The following is a 25,999-nucleotide window of genomic DNA, read 5'->3' as shown; positions in this document are numbered from 1 at the left end:
GAACCACCCATCATGCGCAAGATCGTCGAAAGCACCTTCGTCACCCTGAACGGCATCATCTCCGACCCGCAGGACTGGAGCGGGCCGTACTGGGACGACGAGTACATGGGGTACAGCATGAAGCTCATGGATACCACCGAGGCGCTGCTGCTCGGCCGCGAGACCTACGAGGGCTTCGCCGAAGCCTGGTCGCAGCGCAGCGGCGACCCGTACTCCGACAAGTTCAACGCGATGCCCAAGTACGTCGCCTCGCGGACGCTGAAGGAGACGACCTGGAACGCCGAACTGCTCCAGGGCGACGTCGTCGAGGCGGTCCGGGCGCTGAAGGAGACCGACGGCGGCGACCTGCTGAAGTTCGGCACCGGCGAGTTCTCCCAAGCCCTGCTGGAGAACAAGCTGGTCGACGAGTACCACTTCTGGGTCTGCCCGGTCGTCGCTGGTGGACAGCGGATGTTCGACGGCCAGGAACTGGCCGCCACGCACCTCGAGCTGCTCGGCACCACCACCTTCAAGTCCGGCATCGTCGTGCACAAGCTGGCACCGAAGGCCTGACACCGCGCGTCACCGCCGGTCACCGACCCGACCTCGGTGGCCGGCCGACGCGTGCTTCACCTGCCGGAGGGTGGGTACCGAGGAGGGTGCACGGGGATCTGGACGGACCGGGATCACGGTCCGGAACCATCGGTCCTCGTGCTTTTCCGGTCGGGGACGCGGTGGTGAAGTCCCGACTGGAGGGTTTGATGGAGATCATCGTCATCGTGGTGCTGGTCGTCGTACTGGCCGGTGCGGCGCTGTTTTTCTACCAGCGTCAGCGGTCCGGGCAGCTGCAGAACAGGTTCGGGCCCGAGTACGACCACGCCGTCGAGGAGTCCGGTGACAAGCGCGCGGCCGAGCGCGACCTGCGGGAGCGGCAACGGCGTGTCGCGAAGCTCGACGTCCCGCCGCTGACCGGTGCGACCGCCGAGCGCTACCGCGCGGAGTGGAACCAGGTCCAGGCCGGGTTCGTCGACGAGCCCGGACAGGCCGTCGAGGACGCCGACCGGCTGGTCCTGCGGATGCTGCGCGAGGCCGGCTACCCGGTCGACGAGTTCGATCAACGGGTGAACGACATCTCGGTCGACCACCCCGAGGTCGCCGAGCACTACCGCGCAGCGCACCAGGTTGCGGTCGCGCGCGATCGCGGCGAGGCCGACACCGAGGAACTCCGCCAGGCGGTCACGGCGTACCGGCAGCTCGTCGATGCCCTGCTGACCGACCACGACAACTCCAAGGAGCAGGCATGACCGACCACCGCCCGGAGGAACGCACTCCGAACCTGACCGACGCCGACTTCTCCGACCGCCCGACCGACGAACAAGCGGTCGTCGACCCCGAACAGCCTGTAGCAGAAGACGATGCGACCCCCGCAGAGGCCGTTGCCGAGGAGCACGCCGCTCCGGCTGAGGTGGTCGCTGAGCAACCCGCCGTCTCGACCGACGGCCCGCTGGTCGCCGAGGACGCCGCGGTCGATTTCCGGTCCCGCTGGGAGGTCATCCAGCAAGGCTTCGTCGACGATCCGCGCCAGGCCGTGAGCGATGCGGACAAGCTCGTCGACGATCTGCTCAAGCGCCTGTCGGCGACCTTCGACGAGCAGCACCAGGGGCTCGAGCGCCAGTGGTCCGACGGCGAGCCGTCGACCGAAGACCTGCGCGGCGCCCTGCAGAAGTACCGCGCGTTCTTCCAGCGCCTGCTGGCGCTCTAGACCGCAACGGCCGCGGGAGCGGAGTCCACGATCCGCTCCCGGGGCCGGCCAACGTTTCCGGGGCGGTCGGCATCTCATCTCTGTGAGGAAGAGACTGATGCTGACCTGGGAAGAGGCCCAGTCGTTCAACCGGCTGGCGGAGCGCTACGACCGACTCGCGGAACTGACCGACGACCCGGTCGGCGTCTGGCTGCCCTCGGTCCTGGCCGACGACCCTCCCGTACGCCGTACAGGCGCGCTCGACCTCGGCTGCGGCGCCGGCCGGCACGCCGTCGTACTGGCCGAGCACTTCGAGCACGTGGACGCCGTCGATCTGTCCGGCGCGATGATCCGCCTCGCCCGCCGGAAACGGGCCCGAGGCAACATCTCCTACCTGGAGACCGACCTCGACACCATCGACGGCCAGTACGACCTCGTCCTCAGCGCCGCCACCCTGCACCACGTCGACGACCTGCTCAAGGCCTTGATCAGAATCAAGGCCGCGGCAGCACCCGGCGGCCGCGTGGTCCTGGTCGACACCGTCTCACCCCGCGCGGCCAACCCCCGCTGGCGCCTGTACGCCAACGAACTGCGCAAGCTCCTGCGCAACGTCGTACGCCGTGGCCCCCGCGAAGCCTGGGAGATTTTCCAGCTGTCGACCGGCCCCTGGCTCGACCACCGCGTCAGCGACCGCTACCTGAGCCGCGAGCAGTTCGAGCAGCGGTACGCCGAGGTCTTCCCCCACGCCACCTTCGTCCGCGTCGGCAACGCCCACGCGATGGTCTGGGACGTCAGGACTTCTGCAGCGAGCTGAGCAGCCGGCCCTGGGCCTGCTCCAAGTGGTAGGCCATGTGCTCGGCCGCGGCGGTCGGGTCGGCGGACTCGATCGCCTGCAGGATCGCGGCGTGCTCGGCGGCGACGGTCGACGGCTTGGCGGTGCGGTGGGCCTGGTACTGGCCCATCGTCAGGTGCACCTCGCCGATGATCAGCTCGTGCATGCGCGACAACCGGCGGCTGCCGACGCCGGCGACCAGCGCGCTGTGGAAAGCGATGTCGGCCTCGACCTGGTTCTCGAAGAGCTTGTCGCGGGCGGCGTACTCGATCGCGACCTGGGCCTTCGCCGCGGCCGGCGGGACCTCGCCGCCGGCGGCGAGCGTGGAGACCGCGGCCTTCTCGATCGTCACCCGGCTGAAGAACAGGTCGCGGATCTCGTCCTCGTCCAGCGTCGGCACGACGGCGGTCTTGTGCGCCGTACGGCGGAGCAGCCCGAGCGCGGTGAGCCGTTCGAGCACGGCCTTCGCGGTCGGCCGGGCGACGTTGTACTCGCCGGCCAGGCGGACCTCGGTGAGCTTCTCCCCCTGCGGGATGTCGCCGTTCACGATGCGCTTGCGCACCGACTCGTAGAGCGCCTCGGTCAGCGAGGACGGCCCGAGCTCCAGACTCGATTCGGTACCCACCGGGCACCCCTTCCGGTCGAATGGTCAGGCAAGTGTACTGGCCATCCAACCCCCGACTAGTACCCCGCAGCTTTGTCCACCACGTTCAGCAGTTCCTGCCCTGACAGGAAGCGTCGCAGGTTCTCCCGCACGATCTCCTCGCCACGCCGAGCGGTCCCCGTACTGGTCGCGCCGTTGTGCGGTGTCACGATCACGTTCGGCAGGTCCCAGAACGGGCTGTCGGCCGGCAGCGGCTCGATCCCGTGCGCGTCCAGCCCAGCGCCCGCGATCTGCCCGCCACGCAACGCGTCCAGCAGCGCGTCGTCGTCCGCGATCCCACCGCGCGAGATGCAGATGAAGTACGCCGACGCCTTCATCCGCGCGAACTCCGCGGCCCCGAAGCGCCCGGCCGTGTCCGCCGTACGAGGTGCCGTGACGACGATGAAGTCCGACTCCTCCAGCAGTTGCTCGAAGGACACCTGCTCGACGTACGGCGAAGGCTCGCCGGCCCGTCGCCGTACGCCGATCACGCGCAGGTGAAAGGCCTTGGCCTTCAACGCCAGATCCAGCCCCGAGTGCCCGAGCCCGTAGATCCCGAGCGTCAGGCCGGCCAGTTCCCCGTGCGTGAAGCGCTCCCAGCGACGCTCGGCCTGTGCCTTCATCCAGCGCGGCACGTCCCGGTTGAGCATCAGCATGAGCAGCATCGAGTGTTCCGCCAGCGGGATCGCGCCGTTGCCGACCGACGAGGTCAGTACGACGTCCGACGCGAGCATCTCCGGCGACAGGTCCGCGTCGACACCCGCGGCCGGGCTGTGCACCCAGCGCAGCTTCGGTGCCTTCGCCAACAGGTCGGGTGGAATCCGCCCGATCACCGCTTCCACGGACTCCAGCGGCACGCCGCTCCACTCCTCGACGAACCTGATTTCGGTGCCTGCGGCAACCTCCACCAGGTCGTCGCATTGCTTGCCCACTACAACGATCATTTGAGTCCCGTCGTCGCGATGCCTCGGATCAGGTACTTCTGGGCGAACGCGAAGAAGATCAGGATCGGCAGCAACGACAGCAGGGACATCGCGAACAGCATCCCCACCCCGCTCTGCGTCTCGGAGTCGACCATCGAGTTCAGCGCCACCGGAACAGTGAACACCTGCGTCCGGGTCAGGTAGATCAGCGGGACGAAGAAGTCGTTCCAGGTCCAGATGAAGGTGAAGATCGTCGTGGTCACCAGGGCCGGCCGCATCAGCGGCAGCACGACGTACCAGAAGGTCAGGAACGGGCCGGCGCCGTCGATCCAGGCGGCCCGGTCGAGCTCGCGCGGCAGGGTCCGGATGAACTGCACCATCAGGAACACGAAGAACGCGTCGGTGGCCAGGAACTTCGGGATCAGCAGCGGCCAGTAGGTGTTCACCAGGTCGAACTGGGAGAAGAAGATGTACTGCGGGATCACCAGCACGTGGAACGGCAGCATCACCGAGGCGAGCGTGATCGCGAAGTACACCTTGCGCATCCGGAACCGCAGCCGGGCCAGCGCGTACGCCGTCAGCGAGCAGCTGAACAGGTTGCCGACGATCGAGCCGAGCGTGACCAGCAGCGAGTTCAGGAAGAACACCGAGAACGGCCGGTTCAGCGCGTGCCAGCCGTCCTTGAAGTTGTCCAGGGTGAGGTCCTTCGGGATCAGCCCGGGGTCGGTCAGGATCTGGTCGGCGGGCTTGAACGCGCTGACCACCATCCAGACCAGCGGGTAGACCATGAAGGCGACGAAGACCAACAGACCGGTGTGCTTGAGCGCGGACTTGATCCGGCGCTGACGCAGCAGCGGGGCCGGGGTCACAGTGGCGGTCATCAGTTGTCTCCGTAGAAGACCCAGTACTTGGACGCGATGAAGTGCAGCGCGGTGACCAGCCCGATCACGGCCATCAGCACCCAGGCCAGCGCCGACGCGTAGCCCATGTCGAAGGCGACGAATCCCTGCTGGTACACGTACAACGTGTAGAACAGCGTCGAGTTCGCCGGGCCGCCGGTGCCGCCGCTGATGATGTGCGCCTGGGTGAAGGTCTGGAACGCGCCGATCGTCTGCAGGATCAGGTTGAAGAAGATGATCGGCGTCAGCAGCGGGATCGTGACGTGGGTGAACTGGCGGACCACACCCGCGCCGTCCACCTTCGCCGCCTCGTACAGCTCGTCGGGGATCTGCCGCAGCCCGGCCAGGAAGATCACCATCGGCGACCCGAACGTCCACACGTTCAGGATGATCAGCGTGGCCAGCGCGGTGCTCGGGTTCTGCAGCCAGCTCTCGCCGTCGATCCCGATCACCGCGAGGCCCTTGTTGATCAGGCCGGCGTCACCGAAGATCTCCCGCCACAGGATCGCGATCGCCACGCTGGTCCCGAGCAACGACGGCAGGTAGAACGCGCTGCGGTAGAAGGCCAGACCGCTCAGACCACGATCGAGAATCAGTGCCAGCAGCAACGCGAAGCCGAGCTGCAGCGGGACCGACACCACGACGTACACGAGAGTGACCTTGACCGACGCCCAGAACTGGTCGTCGTGCACCATCCGGCGGAAGTTCTCCAGCCCGGACCACTCCGGCGGGTTGAGGATGTCGTAGTCGGTGAAGGCCAGGTAGAGCGACGCGAACAACGGGATCGCGGTGATCAGCAGGAAGCCGAGCTGCCACGGGATCAGGAAGACGTGCGCGGCGCGGCCCTGGCGGTTGAGGTGGAAGGCCGGGCGCTTCGGCGGCCTCTCTGGCGGCTTCTCCACCGCCGGCTCGGACTCGGTCAGCGTCGTCATTGGGCCCGCTTGATGCCGGCCTGGATCTCCTCGATCATCTTCGCCGAACCGTCGGAGACGCTGCGCTTGCCGAGCGCGATCTCCTCGCAGATCCGGGCCATCGTAGTCCGCCAGGTGCTCGACCCGGGCGGCGCCTCGAACCGCGGCTTGCGCTGCGCGGCCCGGTCGGTGGCGACCACCGCGAGCATCTCCTTCTCGTCCGGGCTGGCGAACGCGACCGCCTGCTCGGCGACCTTCGGGTTGGTCGGCGCGCCCATCGTCAGCCGGACCGTCTTCAGCATCTCGGCGTTGTTGGCGTTGTAGTCGATCACCTTGCCGGCCGCTTCCAGCTTGTCGTCGTCGATGCGCTGGTAGATCGCCATCCGCGGGAAGTACAGGTACTTGTGCCCGGCCACGGCACTGGCGTCGACCGGCATCGTGCGCAGCCGGAACTTCTCCTGCGGGAACATCTTCGCGTCGTCGATGATGTGGTTGGAGTTGCCGAAGTTCACCAGGACCGACTTGCCGACCTGCGCCCAGTCCGGCCCCATGCCCTCCTGCTCGCTGAGCGAGAGCGCGGCGCCAGCCTTGCGCAGCTTCTCCCACCACTCCAGCCAGCTGCCCAGACCGTCCGCGGTGAAGCCGACCTGGCCGTCCTCGGTCCACAACTGCTCGCCCCGCTGCCGCAGCCAGGCCTCGAAGGTGAGGTCGTGGTCCGGCGCGTACGGCGTGCCTTTGCGCTTGCCCGGATTGTTCTTGCTGTACGTGATGAGCAGCTCGGAGAGCGCGGTCCAGTTCCAGCCCGCACCGTCCGCCGGCAGCTTGACGCCGTCGGCCTTGGCGACGGTCTCGTTGTAGCGGATCACCGGCACGAAGATCGCGAACGGCATCGTGTTCAGCTCACCGCCCAGCTTGAAGGACTCCAGGTCCTCCTTGCTGTAGTCGCCCCAGTTCAGCGTCGGGACGTCGTCGAGCTTGCGGTACAGCTTGCTCTTGGCGTACGTCATCACCTGCGGTGAGGCGATCCAGAAGATGTCCGGCACGTCGCGGGCCGCGATCTGCGTGGTCATCCGCTCCTGGAACGCGCTGTACTCGGCGAACTCCGGCTCGATCCCGATGTCGCTGTTGGCGGAGCTGAACTGCTGCAGCGCCTTGGTGTAGTTCTGCTGGCGGATGTTGTTGCCCCACCAGGCGTAGCGCAGCGTGGTCTTGCCCCCGCTCTCGCCACCCCCGCCACTGCCTCCGCAGCCGGCCACCGCCGCCACGGACAGGCTCGCTGCCGTCGTCCCCAGGGCGAGCTTCAGAAACCCTCGCCGATCCAGTCCGGTCATCACGGTCTCCCGTTTCCTCAGGGTGGCTTCATTGTTTGTTTCCGACACATGACGGTCAAGAGGTCATGCATAGTTGTTTGACAATTTGTCAAAAGACAAGGACGTCGAAGAGCCCTAGCGCGGGGAGCTCGACCCGTCCGTCGACGACGGGCAGCCGTACGCCGGCGCGCAGGAGCTGGGCCTCCTCGGCGTCCGGCACCTGGATCCAGCTCGGCCCGATCGGCAGCGGCTCGGCGAACCGCTGGTCCGCATCCCCCGACCGGTTCAGCAGGTGGATCACCCGCCCGGCGGCCGACTGTCCGACGACGATCTCGACCTGCTCCGGCAGCCCGGTCCCGACCTGGTGCCCGCCCGCCCACAGCACCTCGTCGACCACCAGCTCGCGATACGCGCTCAGTCCGACCTCGCGGTACGCCCGCCCGACGGTCCACGGCAGCATCACCGCCCGCCCTTCCCCGTACGACGCCCGCAGGCGTCCCGCGTGCTCCAGCTCGAGATGCCCGTAGCACTTCTCCGGCGGCCCGTACGGCGCGCGCGAAAGCGCTCTCTGACCGATCTCGGCCTGCGGCGACGGCTCGACCAGGTCGAAGGCTCCGACCACCGGTACGACGCCGTACTCGGTCCGCAGGTGCAGGGACCGGACAGCCTCCTCGGTGTCGTGACTGGCCAGGCGCCTTCGAGCCGGTAGGCATTCCAGCTGGATCTCGTCGGCAACGACCCCGCTGTTGCCCGTAGCAACCACCGCGCCGCCGGTCGCGCAGTACCGGTCGAGCGCCGACGCATCACTGAGCGGGCCGAGATCGGGCAGCACCACCACGTCGTACCGGCTCAGCTCGATGTCGCCGAGCCGCTCCTCCGGCAGTACGTCGAACGGCACGTGCCGCTGCAGCAACGCGAGGTAGAGCCCCTGGAACTCCCGGGTCGCTCCCGACTTGAACTGGTCGGGCCGGACCAGCAGCGTCCTGGCCGCGGGCACGAGCTCGCGGTAGACGTCGTGGTGATCGCGATGGAACCGGGTCAGCTCGCCTGCGATGTCGAGGCACTCGTACGGGTTCTCCCTCGGCGTGCCCATGATGTACGTCGAGGGATTGGCGCCGCGCGCGATCGCCTGCACCAGGTACTGCGCGAAGTGGTGCGGCTCCTCGCCGGCCATCCGGTACGGCATGTCGACGAAGCCGACCGAGTTGGTCAGCACCGGGACCGTCGGGCGGAAGGTCTTCGCGGAGCTGACCGCCTCGCTGGTGCGGTGGTGCCACAGCGGCCGGCCGACGGCGTTGTTCGCCTCGTGGAAGACGATGTCGGCACGGTCGCCCAGCACCAGCGGCGCCTCGGGACGGCGCCGCGCAAGGTGATCGCGGATCCGGCCGGTCAAGTCCGCGAGGATCTCCCGGGCGAACCGCTGCCAGGTCTCGTACCCGGGCGACTCCTTGTCCTCGGGCAGGCTCTCGCCGGGCGCGTACTCGGCGTACCGGCTCATGCAGGACAGGCAGTGGCAGACACCGCGGTACGCCCGGCTGTAGTCGACCTCGTTGAACGACATCCAGTTGCAGAAGAAGCCGTCGACGGGACAGCGGTCGAGCACTTCGTCGAGTACGTCGAACAGCTTCACCTGGTAGTAGTCGCCGCTCGGGCAGACGCTGGTCAGTCCGTTGTAGACCTGCGGATCGCCGGCCGCGTCGACGAAGCACCAGTCCGGGTGCTGCTCGGCCCGGCGGTGGTCGATCTTGGAGAAGTCCATCCGGCCCATCACCCGGATCCCGCGCCGCCCGGCCGCCTTCACCGCGTCGCCGACGAGATCACCCGAGGGGCGCTGGGTCAGATACGGGTTGCGGGTCTGGAAGTCGAGGTCGGTCGGGTAGTTCGACAGGATCCCGCCGACGCTCAGCAGCCAGGTGTCGGCGCCGAACTCCACCAGGTAGTTCAGCACCTCGTCGACGTCCAGGCCGGCGTCGATCTCGCGCAGGTTGGTCTGGAACATCCGGAACGGGTCGTGCCACCACAGCCGGCTCATGATCGCCTCAGCGTTTTGTAGAGCGCGGAATGATCCAGGTCCCCGTCGCCGTCCGCGATCGCGGCGTTCATCAACTGTTGCGTCGCGGCCGTGTTCGGCAGGGCGAGATCGAGCTCGGCCGCTGCTTGGATCGCCAGGGCGAGATCCTTGCGGTGCAGACGGATTCGGAAGCCGGGATCGAACGTCTTGTTGACCATGCGCTCGCCGTGCAGCTCGAGGACGCGCGACTGCGCGAACCCGCCCATCAAGGCCTGCCTCACCACTGCGGGATCGGCGCCGGCCTTCTCCGCGAACAGCAGCGCCTCCGCGACCGCCTCGATGGTCAGCCCGACGACGATCTGGTTGGCGACCTTCGCGGTCTGGCCTGCACCGATGGCGCCGATCAGCGTGATGTTCTTGCCGAGCGTCTCGAACAGCGGCTTCGCTCGGGCGAAGACGTCGGGCTTGCCGCCGACCATGATCGTCAGCGTCGCCTGCTGCGCGCCGACCTCGCCGCCCGAGACCGGCGCGTCCAGGTACTCACAGCCCTGGTCCTGAATCCGCTGGGCGAACGTCTTGGTCGCCGTCGGCGAGATCGAGCTCATGTCGATCACCAACGTCCCCGGTTTGATGCCCTCGGCAACACCTTGGTCACCGAACAGCGCGTTCTCGACGTCGGGGGTGTCCGGCAACATCAGAATCACCACCTCGGCCTCCGCTGCCGCCTCCGCTGCCGACCTGCAGTGCGTGCCGCCGAGCCCCTCACGACCGCGGTACAGGAACAAGTCGTGGCCCTCGGCCATGAGGTTGGTTGCCATCGGCGTACCCATCACCCCGAGGCCGACGAACCCGATCCGCATCACGACCTCCAGTCCAGGTGCACGATCTCGAGCAGCCCCGCGGTCGGGATCGTCACCACCGCCCGGCCGTTCTCGACGATTGCCTCGACGTCGACCTCGGCGACCAGCAGGCGGGCCTTGACCTTGTCGCCCGGTACGGCGACCGACACGGTCTGCGGAGGCAACGGCAACGTCTCCCGGATCGGGCCGCGCATCGCCATCGGGTTCGTGAGGTTGACCAGGGCAACGGCCACCTCTTGGGCCCCTCGGTGGACCGCGAGGTCGACCAGCCCGGCGCCCTCGACGGTGACCTCGGGATGCTTGCCCAGGGCCCACGACACCGCGTTGGCAACGAGTTGGCCGTGGTCGCTCTGCAGCGCCTCCCAGAAGATCGCGCCGAGGTTGAACGGGAAGTACACGGTCCGCCCACCGCCGGCGTGCTCGCGGCAGATCACCGCGGGACGGTCCGGAGCTTCGCGCGGGTAGACCTCCTCCATCGGCAGGTCCGGGAAGTCGGGGATGAAGCGGAACGGGACCTGGGCGTCGCCGGTTGCCTCGACCCCCAGGATGTGGGTTCCGCCGATGATCCGGGTCGTTCCCTCGTAGCCCTGGTTGAGCCGGTGCTCGCCGGTGAGCGCGATGTAGTTGTTCTTCACCTGGCGGGCTGGTTCCTTGAGCTGCACGCCGAGCACGTCCGCGAGGCCGAAGTCGTCGCGGGCGCGGCCGCGTTCGTCGTACAGGGAGGTTTGGTACGCCGTGACGAGCGAGCCGCCGGCCTCGACGTACGCCTTCAGAGCCGCGAGTTGGTCGTCGCCGAGCTGCTCGGCGTTGGCGAGCACGATCACCTTGAAGGGCTCGAGCCTGGCGGGCGTGAGCTCCTGGTCGGAGATGAACTCGAACGGGACGCGCGCCTCGACGAGCGCCTGGTAGAAGCCGTCCTCGTGGCCGAGGCCGTCCGGCGTCCGGAGCTGCCCGGCCCGCGTCGGGTCGAGCAGCGCGACCTCCGCGGTGATGCGGAGATCCTTGAGAACCGGCTCGACTTTGGCGTGCAGATTGAACGCGTCGACGATCGGCGGGACCCAGCGGTGGTCCGGAACGCTCGCGTTGAACTTGGTGAACCACGGCAGCGCGCCCTGCGCGAACCCGTCGACGATCCAGGTCTTCACCTCCTCGGCCGGCGCGACCGAGTCCTTCCAGCGGTACTGGTGGTGCTCGGGACCGACCGACGTGATCAGCCGGACCGGGCGGTCCGGGAAGACGCCGCGGTTGCGCTTGCCGTTGCGTCCGGCGGCCCACGGCGCCTCGATGCCGGAGCGGCCCTGCTTGTCGATGAAGAAGATCGGGTAGTGCTTCTCGACCAGCGCGCGGTCCAGGTCGCGAGCGGCGAGCGCGCCGAGGTTGGGGATGAAACGCGTGTGCGGGCGCAGGTCGCGGACCGCCTCGTCCCAGATCGAGACCAGGCGACTCAGTTGCCGACGGCGCCAACCGACGTACTCGTGCCAGTTCTCCTGGTGCTCGCCGGCCGGCAGGTCGAGCCCGGTCTCGTCGCGGAACGACCTGCGCGCGTCGTCGCTGTACGAGATGCCGCCGTAGCCCTCCCAGCGGTTCGCGAAGATCGCGTCGACGTCGTACTCGCGGACGATCTCGCGCGCCACCTCCGTGATGAACTCGCGGTGGTAGCCGGTGAACGCGCAGGTCAGCCAGATGTTCGGGTGCGCCCAGTGCTCGAGCGCGTTGCCGTCGATGTCGCGGGCCAGCCACTCGGGGTGCGCCGCGGCCGCGTCGGCGTGGATCGCGTGCGGGTCGACCCGGGCCATCACGCTCATCCCGAGCTCCCGCGCGCCGTCGACGAGCGTGCCGAACGGATCGGTGTCGCCGAGGAACCGGCTGCGGTAGTGGTACTCGAGCTGCGTCGGGTAGTAGGCGACGTACCCGCCCGCGCTGATGCACGTCGCGTTCGACCGGCTGTCGCGCATCAGTCCGAGCCAGAAGTCGGCGTCGAAGTGCAGCGGGTCGTCCTCGGCCAGCGTGATCTGCGCCCAGCGGGTGGCCCGCTCCGGCCAGTCCGGAGTCCGCTCGGGCGTCACGTCGGCGCTCAGGGGTGCTTGGTCAGGATCGGTGCGCATGCGGCGGCTCCTCCTGGGATTGGCTGTGGTGAAGATTGTTAGACAAGATTGCATGAGTGGCAAGAGCTGGTGCTAGCCTTTTCTCATGGACTTCCGCGGCTTCGAGGTCAGCGCCAACGTGTCGATGCTCTTCACCGAACTGCCCTACCTGGACCGGTTCGCCGCTTCCGCGCGCTGCGGATTCCACCTGGTCGAGTCGTGGTGGCCCTTCCCCGAACCGACCGCGTCACCGGCCGAGATCGACCTGCTGGTGACCGCGCTGAAGTCAGCGGGCGTCACACTGAGCGCGCTGAACTTCTCCGGCGGCGACATCCCCGGCGGCGAACGCGGCATCGCCTCGCACCCCGACCGCCAGGAGGAGCTCGCGGCGAACATCTCCCAGATGGTGGAGATCGCCGAGCGGACCGGTTGCCGGCTCTTCAACCTCCTGTACGGGCAGCTCGACGACCGCTGGTCTCCCGCCGAGCAGCAGGCCTGCGCCGTCGAGGCGATCCGCTCGGCCGCGTCCGCGGTCGCCGGCTTCGGCGGGACGGTGCTGATCGAGCCGCTGACCTCAGGCTTGAACGGGCGCTATCCGTTGCTGACGGCAACCGACGTACTGGGGTTGCTGGACGGTCCGCTGAAGGACGTGCCGAACCTGTCGCTGCTCTTCGACACGTTCCACCTCGGCAGCAACGGAGTGGACCTGGTTTCCACAGCGTCGGCGGTGGGCGCCGATCTCGCCCATGTCCAGCTGGCCGACTCCCCCGGCCGCGGCGAACCGGGCTCGGGATCGATCGACTTCGCCGCGGTCCTGGACGCGCTGAAGCTGAGCGGCTACCACGGCGTCGTCGCGGCCGAGTACAAGCCGACCGTCGACACGGCCTCCAGCCTGACCTGGCTCTGATCGTTGTGCGGATTTTCGCTCCGCTTTCTGCCGCTCCCGGCAGACTGGACAGATGAACCGGCGGATGACGTGGGCGGGGCTCGCCGCGCTCGGGATGACGGCTGCTGTCGCCTGCACGACCACGGACGACGCGGCACCCCCTGCGTCCTCTCCCAGTACGGCGGTCACCTCCACACCTGCTCCGTCATCCGTCCCTCCTTCATCTGCTCCTCCGTCGACACCCGCTGCTCCCGCCCCTGACCCGGTGTCGCTGCAGGCCCTGGCGGCGAAGAAGTTCACCGGCGGGCCGCTGCGGATCGGCCGCGTGCTGGCCCGCAACGCGGCGTACACGAGGTACTTCGTCACCTACCCCAGCGGCACGCTGACGATCTCGGGCATCCTCAACGTCCCGTCGACACCCGGGCCGCATCCCGCGCTCGTGCTCAACCACGGGCACATCGACCTGTCGATCTACACCAACGGCCGCGGACTGATGCGCGAGCAGGACTACCTCGCGCGCCGCGGGTACGTCGTACTGCACACCGACTACCGCAACCACGCGCAGTCGTCGAAGGACCCGTCCAGCGAGGTCAACGTCCGCATCGGCTACACCGAGGACGCGATCAACGCCGTCCTCGCCCTGCGCACCTCCCAGTACGTCGACCCCGCCCGCATCGGCATGCTCGGCCGCTCGATGGGCGGCGGCGTCACCTACAACGTCCTGACCACCAAACCCGGCCTGGTCAAAGCCGGCGTCGTCTTCGCCCCCGTCAGCCCCGACGCCGTCGACAACTTCAACCGCTGGACCCGCCCTAACACGGCCACCGCCGCCGCCATCACCCGAGCCCACGGCTCCCCCGCCGCCAACCCGACGTTCTGGCGCAACCTCTCAGCCATCAACTTCTTCGACCAGGTCACCGACCCGGTCCTCATCCACCACGGCACCGCCGACTCGACCTGCCCCATCGCCTGGTCCACCAAAACCCTCGCCGCCCTGAAGAAAGCCGGCGCGACGGCGTCGATGTACACCTACCCCGGCGAAGAACACGCCTTCGGCCCCGCCTGGCCGACGTCCATGGGCCGCACAGTCGCGTTCCTGAAGCAGCACGGGCTTTAGGGCTGAACTGCCTGCAGATACCTCTGCCCGATGGTGCGCAGGTGCTCGACCAGCGCCGCCGGGGCCGTGACGTGGAAGTCGATCCCGAGCATGCCGATGTACACGGCAACGACCTCGAGCGACTCCGCGCCGGTCACCAGGACGCAGGTCTGGTCGTCGACCGGCTCCACGATCCCGACCGCCGCGTGGATGCGCGCCAGGACCTCGTCGGCCGAGGCGAAGACCGTGATCCGTGCGTGCACCTTCCAGCCGGTCGTCGCCACGTCCCGCAGGACGAAGTCCGTGTAGTCGTCGTTCGGCATCGGCCGCGGCTGGTACCGGCGACCGGTTGCCATCCGCAACGTCATCCAGTCGACGCGATAGGTGCGCCAGGCCCCTTTCTCGTCGCGCGCGACGAGGTACCAGTACCGCTGCCAGCTCATCAACCGGTACGGCTCGACCAGGATCGGGAACCCGGGATCGTCATCCGGTACGGCGTACTCGAAGCGCAGGTAGTGCTCGTCGCGGATCGCGGCCGCGATCGTGGTCACGACGATCGGGTCGACCTCAGGATCCGGCACGTTCGACCCGGTGTTGTCCGGGCCTTTGGTCAGCGTCGTGTGGATCGCGTTGACCTGCCGCCGGAGCCGGTGCGGCAGGACCTGCTCGAGCTTGGCCAGCGCACGCCCGCTGCTCTCCTCCATTCCGCTGACGCCCGCACCGGTCCGCAGCCCGACGGCGACCGCGACCGCTTCCTCGTCGTCCAGCAGCAGCGGCGGCATCTTGGCCCCGATCCCGAGCTGGTAGTGCCCGGCCGGCCCGCGGGTCGCGTCGATCGGGTACCCGAGCTCGCGCAGCCGGTCGACGTCGTTGCGGATCGTCCTCGTACTGACGTCCAACCGCGCCGCGAGCTCGGCCCCGGTCCAGGCCGGACGGGTCTGCAGCAGCGACAGCAAGGACAGCAACCTCGACGACGTCTCACGCATGGTTCAAGATCATCGCACAAATAGGAATCCAGTGTTCCTATATGGCTTCTACGGTAAAGCCATGAACACCAACGAGAACAGCATCCGGCCCTTCACCGTCACGATCGCCCAAGCCGACCTGGACGACCTGCAGGCCCGCCTCGCCAACACCCGGCTCCCCGAGCCGGCCCCGGGAGACAGCTGGGACCTCGGTACGCCGAACCACTACCTGCGCGAGACCGTCGACCACTGGCAGAACGGGTTCGACTGGCGGGCGCAGGAGGCCCGGATGAACGAGTTCCCGCAGTACCTGACCGAGATCGACGGCCAGACGGTCCACTTCCTGCACGTCCCGTCGGCCGTCGAGGGCGCGACGCCGCTGCTACTCATCCACACCTACCCGGGCTCCTTCGTCGACTTCCTCGACATGATCGGCCCACTCACCGACCCGGTCGCGTACGGCGGCTCAGAGGCGGACGCGTTCTCGGTCGTCGTACCGTCGATCCCCGGCTTCGGCTTCAGCACCCCGCTGGTCGACCGCGGCTGGACGATGGCCCGGGTCGCCAAGACCTTCGACCAGCTGATGCGCCGGCTCGGCTACGACTCGTACGGCACGCACGGCTCCGACGCCGGCGCGATGATCTCCCGCGAGCTCGGCCTGCTGAACCCTCCCGGCTTCCTCGGCCTGCACGTCCTGCAGCTGTTCTCCTTCCCCAGCGGCGACCCGGCCGAGTTCGAGAAGTTCACCGGCGAGGACTACGCGGCGCTCGAGCACCTGCAGTGGTTCCAGTCCGTCGGCGGCTACAACGCGATCAACTCCACCCGCCCCCAAACCGTTGCCGTCGGCATCTCCGACTCCCCGGTCGGCCAGCTCGCCTGGAACGAACTCTTCAACAACTTCGGCAACGGCACCAGCCTGGTCTCCCGCGACCAGATCCTCACCGAGGTCTCGCTCTACTGGTTCACCAACACCTCGGCCGCCGCCGGCCGCTACCACTACGAGGAAGCCAATGCCGGCACCGAACCCGCCCCCAACCACGCCCCCACCGGCGTCGCCGTCTTCGCCGACGACTTCAAAACCATCCGCCCCCTGGCCGACCGCGACAACACCAACATCGTCCACTGGACCACCTACCCCGACGGCGGCCACTTCGCCGCCCTCGAACGGCCTACCGAGGTGGTCGCCGACCTCCGCAAGTTCTTCTCCAACCTCCGCTGATCCCTTCTCCCCGACCGGCCGGCCCGCTCGGGCCGGCCTTCGGTCGTCGTACGGGCCTGTGGACAACTCACCTCGCGAGCCGCGGATCCCTCCTATCCTGATGCCGACGCTCGACAATCTGGAAGGACCGGTCATGGATTCCGACGAGACCCAGCACCTGCTCCCCGGCGGAGACTCGGTCTGGGTGCTGTCCACCCCCGCGGCATCACAGAACCTCGCGCAGTTCCTCAGCCTGTTCCGGTCCGGCGCCACCGACCCTCTGATCTTCGGGGACGCCGGTCAGCCCGAGGGCGTCGTCATCCCCTTCGAGGTCTGGCGTGCGCTCGTCGAGGCCAGCACCGACGAGGAGGGCTTCGATGCCAGCTACTCCGTAGCGCGCCACCGCCTCAAGAACCCAGGCGGCCCCTCGGTTCCGATCGAAGAAGTGGCGGCGGAACTCGGCTGGGACCTCGACGAGGACCTCGACGACTCCGAGTTCCGCAAGCCGAAGTGACGCCCTACCGTCTCCTCGTCAGCCCCGAGGTCTTGCAGCAGTTGCGCGGCCTGGAGCGAGCCGCCGCAACTCAACAAACCGGCGGTCTACGCCACCGCGAGTACCGCGCCCTCCGCGCCGGCCTTCGTGCCATCGCCAATGGCGAAGAGGCGGACTTCGACGGCAAACGCCTAGGTTTCATGGCCCACGACCTCAGCGACTGCGCGGAGATCAAGTTGCCGGTGCTTCCGGAGACCCGCGGAAACCACACTCTCGGACCTTCCCACCGCTTGATCTACCGCGAGTTCGAGGCGGAAGACGGCGGCACGCCGTACCGCGAAGTCGTCTGCTTCGAGCACCGTGGACACAACAGGCCTTTCGATGTCGCCGCCGGCCGCCTGCAGCGGACAACAGGTGCCAGACTCCAAACTCTCAACCACCTCGGCGCATCATCGGCCATCGCCCCGATCCGTCAGCCACTCCCGGCGGATCTGACCCAGGCGCTCAAAGGCATCGAAGGCAACCCATCTCCACGCGGCGCCGCCAGACCTCCCGGAGCCGCTCCGCCCACCGCACCACCAGGCTCTGTACGCCGACCGCCTGAACGCGACCGCCCAAACGATCCACCAACCCGCTGACCGCCACCACCCGACCGGCCGACAAGCGAGAGGGCCCCGGCCTACAACCGAAGGCCGTTATCCCTGGCATCGAGCCACCCGCGAACGCTCGAGGCGTCGGTGAACCCGTGCGCCTTCAACGCGTCGACGATGTCCTGTCCGCAGATCAACGCGATCGGGTGGCCGTCGCCACGTACTTCGGAGTACGCCTGCGCAGCGATGTAGGAAGTAGTCACGAACACTCCGAACTCACGATGCCGAATGCGCGAGATCAGCCGGGCGACATCCCGAACCCCGACCGGAGTGGTGGGGCTGTAGCACTTGGCTTCGAGGGCGAAGTCGAGGGTGATCGGGTCGGACGACGGTCCCAGCACGTACTCTCCCACCGCGTCCCGCCCACCGTCGCGGCTCGGACGTGTGACGTCGCACCGCCCAGTGGCAGGTGCGACCAGACGCCACAGCTCCACCGCCACCGGCTCGAAGTCGTGCTCACGGTCCTTGAACCGGTTGCGGATCTCGGCCAGCATCGCTTGCCCAGCTGCGTCGTCGGGGAGCTGTTGACCCTTGCTTCTCATAGTCGTCGTCGCGGGAGCTTCCAACGGCGTGTAGACCCGACCGTCGACCCACGCTCTCCACGCTGCTGGGCAGTGCTCACTCTCGTAGGCATGGCCCGCCAGGACGTCAGTGATCCACGCCCTCGAGATGTGACCGACGTCGAGGACGGTGAACCGTGCCCGATAGTTCTGAAACCGCTGGCCGCCGGTCGAGCGCCAGATCGCGACCAGGTCGTCGTCGCTGGTCAGCGCTTCCGCGCCCGGGGCGAGCAAGCCGTTGAACGCAGTGCTCCGTCCGGGCACGGCCTTGTGGAAGAGCAGAAAAGGTGGGACGCGCCGACGGTCTGCGGCCGTGCCGTGGCTCCACTCGAACACGTCGCGCAGCAGCAGGTTCCCTCCGCGCTGCGTCTGGTGCAGCTCCCGCCCTGGCTGCCGATTGTCGCCGAAGTACGTGAAGACACCCGTCTGCGCATCGAGAACGTCGGGCCAGTCGACCTCGGTCCCGGAGGTGTACAGGGCAGCGACCAGAACTGTGCCCTCGCGAGGAGAGCCCTTGGGCCTGAATCCGCCCTGATTGCCAACCGGCAGCAGCCGCGCCAGCGCATCATCTCCGGCGGTGCGGGCGGTACCGCCCGCATAGACAGCATCGACGATGAGGTCAGCCGACGGCAGCGCAGCGAAGGGAAAGATCGGTCCGGCGCTCACGACCGCAGACTACCCGCGGATCGAGATCAGCTGTCGTGGCCACGCGCAACCGACGCACAGCCCCGGGATCCCGGTGGCCGCCGTACGGGCTACTGCGGCCCGATGTCCCAGAGGCGTTCGTTGGGCAAGGGGCGCGCCGTCGAGCCGTCGCCCGACACAACCTCGTTGGTGACCTGCAACCCGGCGAACCGTCGCTCCATCGCCTCCGCGTACCGCTCAGCCAGGGCGGCCTCGGCGCAGTAGTCGGCGATCACGTGGTCACCGAACCAGACCCGCACCCGTCTCTGCTCGACACTAGTCACGACTCCTCCTCCAGCCCAGCCGCCTTCAGTATCAGCAGCCGCGCCCACCCCCGTGGAGGTCGAACGGATGTCGGAAACCGCATGTCAGAAACATGACGTCGAGGACCGTTCTTCGGCATCTTCCTAACGCTGAAGTCCGCCAGTTACCCATTCGGACCGAGTTGCGGCTCCCCGGACCACGTCGTGAGGCCACATCTTTCGCCAAGCGACCGCCGCCCGGTCGACTTCGATCACGTCCGCAAGGCGAACAACATCAGACAGACCGTCCGCTAGCTCCTCACGATCCACCGTGCCGGGGGCCTGACGGAAGCGAGTTCCAAGTCCGGCTCGGCCGCAGCCGGCTAGAACAACCGGCCATCTTGCGTCATCATTGGTAACGCGAGCATCAGCGATCTAGGGCCGCTCACTATCCTTGGATGCGAATCCACCTTCGACACTCTCGTGTGCCGCGCGTACAGATATATTCCTAAACGAATCACTCAATCCAATCCTGCCACGACCAGGCCAGCAAGAACCTTCTCGAAGCTAGTACAAGACTCTATTGTCCCTTGGAATTCGTTTCGCCTCCGGAACCAGTTCTTCCAGTTCCGTGCTCACGACAATCTTTCTCTTTTTCAGACCTGAGACGAAAGCATCTGAGTGATATCGGGCGATTACACCGATGACTTTATCGATTGTGGTCAATGAATAGGCATCTATAATATCTCGCGACCGATCAGCAAGCGCCTCCCATTCGATGACCGTGAGCTTCGTGAGTCTCAAGAGATCCTCCACCGTGATGGCGAATCGTCGCAGATCTGTGGGCATCTGCTCGGCTACCCACAGGCGTCGCGCAGACTCGATAATGCGATTACGGTCATCGAAGATTCGATAGTCAGGATCAGTATCAATATTTGCAACGTTCTGCAAATTCTCCAGAACATCATCTACAATCTCAAGCAGCCCGCGCAATCGGCCGTCTAGCCGATGCTCCCTCCAGGAGAAACGCTCGCCTTTGTAGATGACGTCATGCGTAGACTCTTGGAGCGCGTGCTGGATATAAGTGGTGAACTGGATCTCTATTTTTACGCCCTGCAGTGACTCTCGTCTATCGGTGTAGTCCGTAGGGAAGGCGACTATCAGATGCGGTTGCTGGTACCTGAAATCGTCCGGCTTACCGACATCGAGATTCTTTTCCTCAAGCACAGGGAATATCGACGCGCATGCCGATATTGCTTGGCGAACCTCTGTCGGGTGCAGGAACACGGCACGAGCTGCGATCAGGTCATCCATATCCATCAGATTGCTGAGCTCGCCCCTTTGGAGCTTAGCGTAAGCAGATCGCGCTTCCTTGACTCGCGCTTTGATTGTCACTGGGCTCAGGTCGTCCAACTCAGCGCGCAATCGTGATTCGAGATAATTTCGGCCGACATCCAGTTCGTAGGCGAGGCTATCGAAAGCTTCTCGGAAGAGCGACGGGATTGTTGCCGACATCAACTGCTCATCAGGATTTCAGTCAGACACTTCGCCCGGTACTCTCGATTGGCCTTCTTGTTTGAACCTTGCACGGCCGCGATACGATATGTGTTTGACCGTCGGCTGCGCTGCGCTTCGATTTCATCAGAAAATTCCGCGAGCCTGTCAGCGACATCGCCAACATCTGGGAAATCAGACCCAGATGATATGATTTGGCTGAGGGCTGCCCATAATGAATAGAAGTCAGCGACATTCGAGAACCTTGTAGTCTTTATCGGATAAACGGCATCCAGCTTCGCTAAGAAGTCCTGAACCGCAAAGAAGTTCGCATCAGCTTCGCTTTCACCTGTGATCTCCCGATCATGCTCTGCATAAATATCTTCGAGATAGTCCTTGCCTTCTTGGATTCCGGCGAGGGAGATCACATAAAGTTCGGAGATGTACTCGACATCCTGCATGCGACGGATCCGCGCGGGGGTCACAAGACCAATCTGTACCCAGAACGGGTGCTCCGCGAATTGCTCAACTTTTCGAATGAAAGCACCTTCGAAACGAGCATGACGCAGCTCTTGCTTGTTCAGTCGGGCCACATTCCGATTCAGTCGATCGAAAGCTTGATTGAGTTCTCCAGGAGAGGCCTGTCGGATCTGTTCGACAGTAAAGATGTACTCAAGTAATTGCAGCTTAATCTCTTGCGCCAGTTCCGAATAATACAGGCCCGCCAGGCCTATATCCTCAAGCGAGTCAGGCGTTGCGAACTTATCATCACGAAACTCGATCAACGATGTTAACCGTTGCTTGCCATCAATTACTCTGTATATAGTCGGCTCATCGACGAAAACGTCGACTTGCAAAAAAATAGTAGGTGCGGGGTAGTTTCGGATCAAAGAATCGATGAAGAACTGCTGGAAGCCGACGTTCCATACACTCCTTCGCTGGTATGGAGGATCCAGATCGAGGCGCCCCGCGGACCGGAGATCGAGGAACCAGCCGGCAGTCTGCGTGCCAGTTCCGCGTATGAGTCGTGTTTTTGTTTCAGTCAATTCTCTCGCCTTGCTCGGTAGCTTTCCAGTGTGATAGTCGAGCAGAATCACTGATCGAACCCGCAGATCCGTGGTTCATGCGTAACGCGGAGACGATACATCGGTTTCCTGTTGGAGAAAAGAGGTTCTAGAGTTCTTGTGATCGGCGACTCCTCGCCCAGTTTGATCGCCAGGGTTCTCGCATCTCCTGCCGGTGCGTGCCGACCAGATCCGATGCTTCCCGCCGGCAAGCGGGAGCGGTCCACGTGACACCGTTTGGACTGGCCCGCTCGATGGACACTCGGCCATTACCGGTCGATCGGCCTGTCTCAAATTTGGTCAACTGGGCGAGGCAAACGCAGCCAGCAACTGCCAAGAGACCGGTGGTGTCATCACGGCACTCATTCGGCTTGGCTCGTTCGGCGAGATGAGACATGCGAGTACGGACTCGATGAACTTCTCCGCCGGTTCACCGATGAAGGTCGATCTCGGACCCCCCGATCAAATCGAATCGCGTGGCGCATGATCTACTCCGCAATGTGCTACATGCGCCCCGAGCTAGCTCTCCACTAGCGGACTGGCTGGACCATGTTTCCGGGGGAGTCCCAGCCGGCACGAGTCCGAGTCGGACGTGTGTGGCGGACTAAGAAGCTCAGGTGATCGGACTGTGCGGATTCTTCTGTTGGAAGTCTGAGCGTCCTGCGCGCAAGGTGGGACTCATGGACTTTACTCAGCTTGGGCGGACGGGACTGAAGGTCAGTCGGATCGTGTTGGGGACGATGAACTTCGGGCCTCACACGAGCGTGGAGGACTCCCACGCGATCATGGATGCGGCGCACGAGAAGGGGATCAACTTCTTCGACACCGCGAACGGGTACGGGCGGGCGATCTATCCGGGGCGGACCGAGGAGATCCTTGGGGAGTGGTTCGCCAAGGACCCGGTGAAGCGGCACAAGACGGTGCTGGCGACCAAGGTGTACGGGGACATGGGTGAGGGCTGGCCGAACGAGGGCAAGCTCTCGGCGCTCAACATCCGGCGCGCGCTGGACGCTTCGCTGAAGCGGCTGCAGACCGACTACATCGACCTGTACCAGTTCCACCACGTGGATCGGGACACGCCGTGGGAGGAGATCTGGCAGGCGATCGAGGTCGCGATTCAGCAGGGCAAGATCCTGTACGCCGGCTCGTCGAACTTCGCCGGCTGGCACATCGCGCAGGCCCAGGCGGCTGCCGAGAAGCGGAACTTCACCGGGCTCGTGAGTGAGCAGTCGATCTACAACCTGATCGTGCGGGACGTGGAGCGGGAGGTGCTGCCGGCGGCCGAGTACTACGGCCTCGGCGTGATTCCGTGGTCGCCGCTGCAGGGTGGTCTGCTGGGCGGCGTGATCCGCAAGGAGAACGAGGGCGTACGCCGGCTCGAGGGCCGCGCGAAGGAGACCGTCGAGAAGCTGCGCCCGCAGATCGAGGCGTACGAGGCGTTCGCCGACGAGCTCGGCACCCAGCCGGGCGACCTGGCGCTCGCGTGGTTGCTGCACCAGAAGGCTGTTACCGGCCCGATCGTGGGCCCGCGCACGATGGAACAGCTCGATTCCGCCGTACGGGCGGTCGACCTGAAGCTGGACGAGAAGGCGCTGGCCCGCCTCGACGAGATCTTCCCGGGCTACAAGACCTCCCCGGAGGACTACGCCTGGTAGGAGTGCCTGTTCCGCCCACCCGAGTCATCGCCGGGTGGGCGGAACGCTCGCTGGAATACTTCCCCGCATGGGCAACGGACAGATTCTGCTGCTGTGGGACGTCGATCACACGCTGATCGAGAACGCCGGTGTCAGCAAGGAGATCTACGCGCGCGCGTTCGAGCACCTGACCGGGCGCGCGCCCGCGGCCTCGATCCAGACCGATGGCCGTACCGACTCGAGAAGCTCTGAGCGTCATCCTTGCCGACAACTCGATCCACCAGTCGGTGCTCACCGGGAACATCGCTCCGAACGGCCGTTCCAAGCTGGCAGCACTGGGTTTGGACCAGTTCATCGATTTCGGGATCGGTGGATTCGGGTCCGACGACGTCGACAGGCCCAAGTTGGTCGGTCACGCACAGCGTCGGGCGAACGCGAAGTACGGGGTCACCTTCGACGAGAAGTCGACGGTCCTGATCGGAGACACGACCCGGGACGTTCGTGCGGCGAAAAGAGGCGGCGCACAGGTCATCGGTGTTGCCACCGGCATCGACTCGCTCGACGTCCTGCAGGCCGAGGGAGCAGATGCGGTTTTCGAGGACCTGCGCGACACCGCGGCCGTCGTACGGGCGATCAAGAAGCTGGCCGGCCAGGTGTGACCTTCGAGTCGACTGTCTGCCAGTGAGTCAGTGGCGGAAGAGGCGGATGCCTGTGTGGGTGAGGGTTATGCCGTGTTGTTGGCAGGCTTCGGTGATTTCGGGGGTGTGGAGGGAGCCGCCGGGGTCGGCTATGTAGCGGACGCCGTGGTGGTGGGCCTCGTCGATGTTGTCGCGGAAGGGGATGGCGGCGTCCGAAGTCATGGCGACGTTGGTGAGTTCGGCCAGCCAGGTGCGTTTCTGGGCTGGGTCGAGGGATTCCAGGGAGCTGAGCTGGTGGGTGATGCGGTCCGAGAGTTTGGGGTGTGTCGAACCGGCCAGGATCTCGGAGTGGCGGCGTAGCCACCAGGTGTCGGCTTTCTGGCCGGCCAGGCGGGTGCAGTCGATGCGGGACTGCTGGCCGGCGGCGACGCCGATGGTCATGCCGTTGCGGAGATAGGCGACGGAGTTGGACTGGGTGTAGCGGAGGACGATCAGGCCCAGGAGGAGATCGGTGGCGGCCGCTTCGGGGAGTGGGTCCGGGAGGCAGGCTCGGGTCAGCGGCAGGGCGTCGTACTGCTGGGTGAGGCGTACGCCGTAGAGCTCGCGGACCTCCTCCGCGGGCGGTTCGAAGGCCGGGTCGGCCTCGAGGATGAGGAACGTTCCGCGCTTCTTCGCGGCGAGGGTGCTGACGACGCCCTCGTCGAAGCCGGGGGCGATGATGCCGTCGCTGGGGAGGCGTCGGAGGAAATCGGCGAGTTCGGCGTCGACCGGGTGGGAGACGGCGATGAAGTCGCCGTACGAGGACTTCGGGTCGGCGTCGCGGGCGCGCACGTACGCGCTGGTCACGGGACCGACGACGGCGTCGAGGCCGTACGTCGCGCTCATCGCGGCGTCGATGGGGGCCGCCAGAGCGGCGCCCGCCGGCGAGACGTGTTTGAACGACGTCGCCGCGGGGGTGTCGAAGGTTTTGCTCGCCTCGCGGACGAGTTGCCAGGCGGTGAGGGCGTCGAGGACGTTGATGTACGACGGTTCGCCGGCGATCAGCCGGTACGGCGTACGGCCGGCCCGGACGGGTTCGACGGTGGCGGACTGGTGAGGGTTGGTGCCGTAGCGCAACTGCATGCGGGCCTCCGGAGGGTTGTCCGAAGGCGCCCAGGCGGACGACGCCTACCAGTACTCGCTCCCCGGTGGTGATCCACCTTCGCCAGTCGCGATGGGCGACAGCCTAGCGACTACGTACGGGTCGTCGGGAGCATGCCGATCAAAGCGTCGGCGGTGAGGCTGGCGGCGGGGCTGGTGGGGACTGCTACCGAGACCTGCCAGGCGGAGGCGGCGCCGGGGGCGAGGGGGACGGTTTTGTGGTCGCCTCGTTTGGCGGCGATGCGTTCGGGGACGAGCGCCACGCCGAGGTCGTGAGCGACGAGGGCCAGGAGGGTGTGGACGTCGTTGACCTCGATGGTGACGGGGTGGGCGACGTTGGCGGCGGCGAAAGCGTGGTCGGAGATCGCCCGCGCGCCCCAGGTGCGGTCGAAGTCGACGAAGGACTCGCCGGCCAGGTCCTGGAGGGCGACCTCGGCGGCACCGGCCAGGCGGTGGTCGGGGGCGCAGACGAGGACCATGGACTCTCTGGAGAGTGGGCGGAGGTCGAGGCCGTCTACGGGGTGACCGGCGGTGGCGACGAAGGCGATGTCGAGGCGTCCGGAGGCGACTTCGTCGAGCATGGGGGTGGAGCCGGCTTGGCGGACCTCGATCTCAACGCCGGGGTAGGCGGAGCGGAACTTCGCGAGGAGAGCCGGTACGTCGACCACACCGAGGCACTGCTCGAGGCCGACGGTCAGGTGACCGCGGACCAGCCCCTGTACGGCGGCGACGGCGTCGCGGGCGGCTTCGGCGGCGGCGAGGGTGCGGCGGCCCTCGCAGAGGAGGGCGCGGCCGGCCTCGGTGAGCTCGACGCTGCGGGTGTTGCGGACGAACAGGGACGCGTGGAGCTCGCGTTCGAGCGCGCGGATGGACGCGGACAGGCCCGACTGGGAGATCGACATCGCCTCGGCGGCGCGGGTGAAGTGCTTCTGCTCGGCGACGGCGATGAAGTGTTCCAGGTGGCGAAGCTCCATGACTCAGAAGTCTAGGGCGTGTCTGCTAATTGTGGATGCGGTGGTGGGTGATCATGGCGGCGAGGAGTACTCCGCCGAGGTAGGTCAG

26 protein-coding genes and 1 riboswitch are annotated in these 25,999 nt (G+C 66.4%); of the genes, 11 read left to right on the top strand and 15 right to left on the bottom strand.

What is annotated here, in order from left to right; translation table 11 throughout:
* Window positions 1–12: 12 nt before the first annotated feature.
* The 4 genes from ACLQ2O_RS08905 to ACLQ2O_RS08890 all read left to right on the top strand — a co-directional run bounded on the left by ACLQ2O_RS08905 (window position 13) and on the right by ACLQ2O_RS08890 (window position 2,534).
* Window positions 13–552, top strand: a complete 540-nt coding sequence (locus ACLQ2O_RS08905; RefSeq protein WP_425829166.1) for a dihydrofolate reductase family protein — start codon at window positions 13–15, stop codon at window positions 550–552.
* A 188-nt stretch (window positions 553–740) separates the two neighbouring features.
* Window positions 741–1,283, top strand: coding sequence for a hypothetical protein (locus tag ACLQ2O_RS08900; RefSeq protein ID WP_425829164.1), 543 nt, complete (start codon window positions 741–743; stop codon window positions 1,281–1,283).
* Window positions 1,280–1,741: a hypothetical protein gene (locus ACLQ2O_RS08895; protein ID WP_425829162.1), complete on the top strand. Its 462-nt coding sequence runs from the start codon at window positions 1,280–1,282 to the stop codon at window positions 1,739–1,741. Before ACLQ2O_RS08900 ends, ACLQ2O_RS08895 begins: the two co-directional genes overlap by 4 nt.
* 97 nt (window positions 1,742–1,838) lie before the next feature.
* On the top strand, window positions 1,839–2,534 hold the full coding sequence (locus ACLQ2O_RS08890; protein ID WP_425829160.1) for a class I SAM-dependent methyltransferase: 696 nt from the start codon (window positions 1,839–1,841) through the stop codon (window positions 2,532–2,534).
* On the opposite strand, the gene ACLQ2O_RS08885 is transcribed toward ACLQ2O_RS08890, so the two are convergent.
* From ACLQ2O_RS08885 to ACLQ2O_RS08850, 8 genes are all read right to left on the bottom strand, one after another.
* Window positions 2,512–3,177 (bottom strand): GntR family transcriptional regulator, encoded by a 666-nt coding sequence (locus ACLQ2O_RS08885; RefSeq protein WP_425829158.1) that lies wholly within the window; start codon window positions 3,175–3,177, stop codon window positions 2,512–2,514. The genes ACLQ2O_RS08890 and ACLQ2O_RS08885 overlap by 23 nt on opposite strands.
* Window positions 3,178–3,233: 56 nt before the next feature.
* Complete coding sequence (locus ACLQ2O_RS08880; protein WP_425829156.1) at window positions 3,234–4,139, bottom strand: D-2-hydroxyacid dehydrogenase; 906 nt, start codon at window positions 4,137–4,139, stop codon at window positions 3,234–3,236.
* Window positions 4,136–4,999: a carbohydrate ABC transporter permease gene (locus ACLQ2O_RS08875; RefSeq protein WP_425829154.1), complete on the bottom strand. Its 864-nt coding sequence runs from the start codon at window positions 4,997–4,999 to the stop codon at window positions 4,136–4,138. The genes ACLQ2O_RS08880 and ACLQ2O_RS08875 overlap by 4 nt, the downstream gene beginning before the upstream one ends.
* On the bottom strand, window positions 4,999–5,949 hold the full coding sequence (locus ACLQ2O_RS08870; RefSeq protein ID WP_425829152.1) for a carbohydrate ABC transporter permease: 951 nt from the start codon (window positions 5,947–5,949) through the stop codon (window positions 4,999–5,001). Before ACLQ2O_RS08870 ends, ACLQ2O_RS08875 begins: the two co-directional genes overlap by 1 nt.
* Entirely contained in the window at window positions 5,946–7,259 is a 1,314-nt protein-coding gene (locus tag ACLQ2O_RS08865; RefSeq protein ID WP_425829150.1) for an ABC transporter substrate-binding protein, read from the bottom strand. Before ACLQ2O_RS08865 ends, ACLQ2O_RS08870 begins: the two co-directional genes overlap by 4 nt.
* An 88-nt stretch (window positions 7,260–7,347) precedes the next feature.
* Complete coding sequence (locus ACLQ2O_RS08860) at window positions 7,348–9,270, bottom strand: alpha-amylase family protein (RefSeq protein WP_425829148.1); 1,923 nt, start codon at window positions 9,268–9,270, stop codon at window positions 7,348–7,350.
* Complete coding sequence (locus ACLQ2O_RS08855) at window positions 9,267–10,109, bottom strand: 2-hydroxy-3-oxopropionate reductase (protein ID WP_425829146.1); 843 nt, start codon at window positions 10,107–10,109, stop codon at window positions 9,267–9,269. The genes ACLQ2O_RS08860 and ACLQ2O_RS08855 overlap by 4 nt, the downstream gene beginning before the upstream one ends.
* The gene (locus tag ACLQ2O_RS08850; RefSeq protein WP_425829144.1) at window positions 10,109–12,214 is read right to left on the bottom strand and encodes a family 10 glycosylhydrolase; all 2,106 of its coding nucleotides are present in this window, start codon (window positions 12,212–12,214) and stop codon (window positions 10,109–10,111) included. The genes ACLQ2O_RS08855 and ACLQ2O_RS08850 overlap by 1 nt, the downstream gene beginning before the upstream one ends.
* Window positions 12,215–12,299: 85 nt before the next feature.
* Between ACLQ2O_RS08850 and ACLQ2O_RS08845 the strand changes: the two genes are divergently transcribed.
* Together ACLQ2O_RS08845 and ACLQ2O_RS08840 are read left to right on the top strand one after the other, a co-directional pair.
* Window positions 12,300–13,100, top strand: coding sequence for a hydroxypyruvate isomerase family protein (locus ACLQ2O_RS08845; protein ID WP_425829142.1), 801 nt, complete (start codon window positions 12,300–12,302; stop codon window positions 13,098–13,100).
* A gap of 52 nt (window positions 13,101–13,152) precedes the next feature.
* Window positions 13,153–14,196, top strand: a complete 1,044-nt coding sequence (locus ACLQ2O_RS08840; protein ID WP_425829140.1) for an alpha/beta hydrolase family protein — start codon at window positions 13,153–13,155, stop codon at window positions 14,194–14,196.
* Here ACLQ2O_RS08840 and ACLQ2O_RS08835 read toward each other — a convergent pair.
* Window positions 14,193–15,161, bottom strand: a complete 969-nt coding sequence (locus ACLQ2O_RS08835) for a helix-turn-helix transcriptional regulator (RefSeq protein WP_425829138.1) — start codon at window positions 15,159–15,161, stop codon at window positions 14,193–14,195. The genes ACLQ2O_RS08840 and ACLQ2O_RS08835 overlap by 4 nt on opposite strands.
* Window positions 15,162–15,222: 61 nt before the next feature.
* On the opposite strand from ACLQ2O_RS08835, the gene ACLQ2O_RS08830 reads away from it, so the two are divergent.
* From ACLQ2O_RS08830 to ACLQ2O_RS08820, 3 genes are all read left to right on the top strand, one after another.
* On the top strand, window positions 15,223–16,359 hold the full coding sequence (locus tag ACLQ2O_RS08830) for an epoxide hydrolase family protein (protein ID WP_425829136.1): 1,137 nt from the start codon (window positions 15,223–15,225) through the stop codon (window positions 16,357–16,359).
* A 133-nt stretch (window positions 16,360–16,492) separates the two neighbouring features.
* Entirely contained in the window at window positions 16,493–16,852 is a 360-nt protein-coding gene (locus ACLQ2O_RS08825; RefSeq protein ID WP_425829134.1) for a hypothetical protein, read from the top strand.
* Window positions 16,849–17,469 carry a hypothetical protein gene (locus tag ACLQ2O_RS08820; RefSeq protein WP_425829132.1) on the top strand — a complete coding sequence of 207 codons (621 nt, stop codon included), beginning with the start codon at window positions 16,849–16,851 and terminating at the stop codon, window positions 17,467–17,469. The genes ACLQ2O_RS08825 and ACLQ2O_RS08820 overlap by 4 nt, the downstream gene beginning before the upstream one ends.
* 41 nt (window positions 17,470–17,510) lie before the next feature.
* On the opposite strand, the gene ACLQ2O_RS08815 is transcribed toward ACLQ2O_RS08820, so the two are convergent.
* The 4 genes from ACLQ2O_RS08815 to ACLQ2O_RS08800 all read right to left on the bottom strand — a co-directional run bounded on the left by ACLQ2O_RS08815 (window position 17,511) and on the right by ACLQ2O_RS08800 (window position 21,558).
* Entirely contained in the window at window positions 17,511–18,707 is a 1,197-nt protein-coding gene (locus ACLQ2O_RS08815; protein ID WP_425829130.1) for a restriction endonuclease, read from the bottom strand.
* 89 nt (window positions 18,708–18,796) lie between these two features.
* A complete protein-coding gene (locus tag ACLQ2O_RS08810) occupies window positions 18,797–19,009 on the bottom strand; it encodes a hypothetical protein (RefSeq protein WP_425829128.1) in 213 nt (70 codons plus the stop codon).
* A 525-nt stretch (window positions 19,010–19,534) separates the two neighbouring features.
* The gene (locus ACLQ2O_RS08805; RefSeq protein ID WP_425829126.1) at window positions 19,535–20,482 is read right to left on the bottom strand and encodes a hypothetical protein; all 948 of its coding nucleotides are present in this window, start codon (window positions 20,480–20,482) and stop codon (window positions 19,535–19,537) included.
* Window positions 20,482–21,558 (bottom strand): DUF262 domain-containing protein, encoded by a 1,077-nt coding sequence (locus tag ACLQ2O_RS08800; RefSeq protein WP_425829124.1) that lies wholly within the window; start codon window positions 21,556–21,558, stop codon window positions 20,482–20,484. The genes ACLQ2O_RS08805 and ACLQ2O_RS08800 overlap by 1 nt, the downstream gene beginning before the upstream one ends.
* A 647-nt stretch (window positions 21,559–22,205) precedes the next feature.
* Between ACLQ2O_RS08800 and ACLQ2O_RS08795 the strand changes: the two genes are divergently transcribed.
* Both ACLQ2O_RS08795 and ACLQ2O_RS08790 read left to right on the top strand, forming a co-directional pair.
* Window positions 22,206–23,180 (top strand): aldo/keto reductase, encoded by a 975-nt coding sequence (locus tag ACLQ2O_RS08795; protein WP_425829122.1) that lies wholly within the window; start codon window positions 22,206–22,208, stop codon window positions 23,178–23,180.
* 203 nt (window positions 23,181–23,383) lie between these two features.
* Window positions 23,384–23,818, top strand: coding sequence for an HAD hydrolase-like protein (locus tag ACLQ2O_RS08790; RefSeq protein ID WP_425829120.1), 435 nt, complete (start codon window positions 23,384–23,386; stop codon window positions 23,816–23,818).
* A 27-nt stretch (window positions 23,819–23,845) separates the two neighbouring features.
* Here ACLQ2O_RS08790 and ACLQ2O_RS08785 read toward each other — a convergent pair whose 3' ends face one another.
* Together ACLQ2O_RS08785 and ACLQ2O_RS08780 are read right to left on the bottom strand one after the other, a co-directional pair.
* Complete coding sequence (locus tag ACLQ2O_RS08785; RefSeq protein WP_425829119.1) at window positions 23,846–24,919, bottom strand: 5-aminoimidazole-4-carboxamide ribonucleotide transformylase; 1,074 nt, start codon at window positions 24,917–24,919, stop codon at window positions 23,846–23,848.
* A 21-nt stretch (window positions 24,920–24,940) separates the two neighbouring features.
* Window positions 24,941–25,019: riboswitch (ZMP/ZTP riboswitch) on the bottom strand.
* 10 nt (window positions 25,020–25,029) lie between these two features.
* Window positions 25,030–25,911, bottom strand: coding sequence for a LysR family transcriptional regulator (locus tag ACLQ2O_RS08780; RefSeq protein ID WP_425829117.1), 882 nt, complete (start codon window positions 25,909–25,911; stop codon window positions 25,030–25,032).
* Window positions 25,912–25,999: the final 88 nt, after the last annotated feature.

Origin of the sequence: Kribbella sp. DT2, assembly GCF_049844575.1 — a bacterium.
Taxonomy (GTDB): domain Bacteria; phylum Actinomycetota; class Actinomycetes; order Propionibacteriales; family Kribbellaceae; genus Kribbella.
This window is presented reverse-complemented; position numbering and strand designations above follow the sequence as displayed.

Bases quoted from the DNA above. Each gene is read 5' to 3' on its own strand.
- ACLQ2O_RS08905 (WP_425829166.1), top strand. From the start codon at position 13: ATGCGCAAGATCGTCGAAAGCACCTTCGTCACCCTGAACGGCATCATC.
- ACLQ2O_RS08900 (WP_425829164.1), top strand. From the start codon at position 741: ATGGAGATCATCGTCATCGTGGTGCTGGTCGTCGTACTGGCCGGTGCG.
- ACLQ2O_RS08895 (WP_425829162.1), top strand. From the start codon at position 1,280: ATGACCGACCACCGCCCGGAGGAACGCACTCCGAACCTGACCGACGCC.
- ACLQ2O_RS08890 (WP_425829160.1), top strand. From the start codon at position 1,839: ATGCTGACCTGGGAAGAGGCCCAGTCGTTCAACCGGCTGGCGGAGCGC.
- ACLQ2O_RS08880 (WP_425829156.1), bottom strand. From the start codon at position 4,139: ATGATCGTTGTAGTGGGCAAGCAATGCGACGACCTGGTGGAGGTTGCC.
- ACLQ2O_RS08875 (WP_425829154.1), bottom strand. From the start codon at position 4,999: ATGACCGCCACTGTGACCCCGGCCCCGCTGCTGCGTCAGCGCCGGATC.
- ACLQ2O_RS08870 (WP_425829152.1), bottom strand. From the start codon at position 5,949: ATGACGACGCTGACCGAGTCCGAGCCGGCGGTGGAGAAGCCGCCAGAG.
- ACLQ2O_RS08865 (WP_425829150.1), bottom strand. From the start codon at position 7,259: ATGACCGGACTGGATCGGCGAGGGTTTCTGAAGCTCGCCCTGGGGACG.
- ACLQ2O_RS08860 (WP_425829148.1), bottom strand. From the start codon at position 9,270: ATGAGCCGGCTGTGGTGGCACGACCCGTTCCGGATGTTCCAGACCAAC.
- ACLQ2O_RS08855 (WP_425829146.1), bottom strand. From the start codon at position 10,109: ATGCGGATCGGGTTCGTCGGCCTCGGGGTGATGGGTACGCCGATGGCA.
- ACLQ2O_RS08850 (WP_425829144.1), bottom strand. From the start codon at position 12,214: ATGCGCACCGATCCTGACCAAGCACCCCTGAGCGCCGACGTGACGCCC.
- ACLQ2O_RS08845 (WP_425829142.1), top strand. From the start codon at position 12,300: ATGGACTTCCGCGGCTTCGAGGTCAGCGCCAACGTGTCGATGCTCTTC.
- ACLQ2O_RS08840 (WP_425829140.1), top strand. From the start codon at position 13,153: ATGAACCGGCGGATGACGTGGGCGGGGCTCGCCGCGCTCGGGATGACG.
- ACLQ2O_RS08835 (WP_425829138.1), bottom strand. From the start codon at position 15,161: ATGCGTGAGACGTCGTCGAGGTTGCTGTCCTTGCTGTCGCTGCTGCAG.
- ACLQ2O_RS08830 (WP_425829136.1), top strand. From the start codon at position 15,223: ATGAACACCAACGAGAACAGCATCCGGCCCTTCACCGTCACGATCGCC.
- ACLQ2O_RS08825 (WP_425829134.1), top strand. From the start codon at position 16,493: ATGGATTCCGACGAGACCCAGCACCTGCTCCCCGGCGGAGACTCGGTC.
- ACLQ2O_RS08805 (WP_425829126.1), bottom strand. From the start codon at position 20,482: ATGTCGGCAACAATCCCGTCGCTCTTCCGAGAAGCTTTCGATAGCCTC.
- ACLQ2O_RS08795 (WP_425829122.1), top strand. From the start codon at position 22,206: ATGGACTTTACTCAGCTTGGGCGGACGGGACTGAAGGTCAGTCGGATC.
- ACLQ2O_RS08790 (WP_425829120.1), top strand. From the start codon at position 23,384: ATGGCCGTACCGACTCGAGAAGCTCTGAGCGTCATCCTTGCCGACAAC.
- ACLQ2O_RS08785 (WP_425829119.1), bottom strand. From the start codon at position 24,919: ATGCAGTTGCGCTACGGCACCAACCCTCACCAGTCCGCCACCGTCGAA.
- ACLQ2O_RS08780 (WP_425829117.1), bottom strand. From the start codon at position 25,911: ATGGAGCTTCGCCACCTGGAACACTTCATCGCCGTCGCCGAGCAGAAG.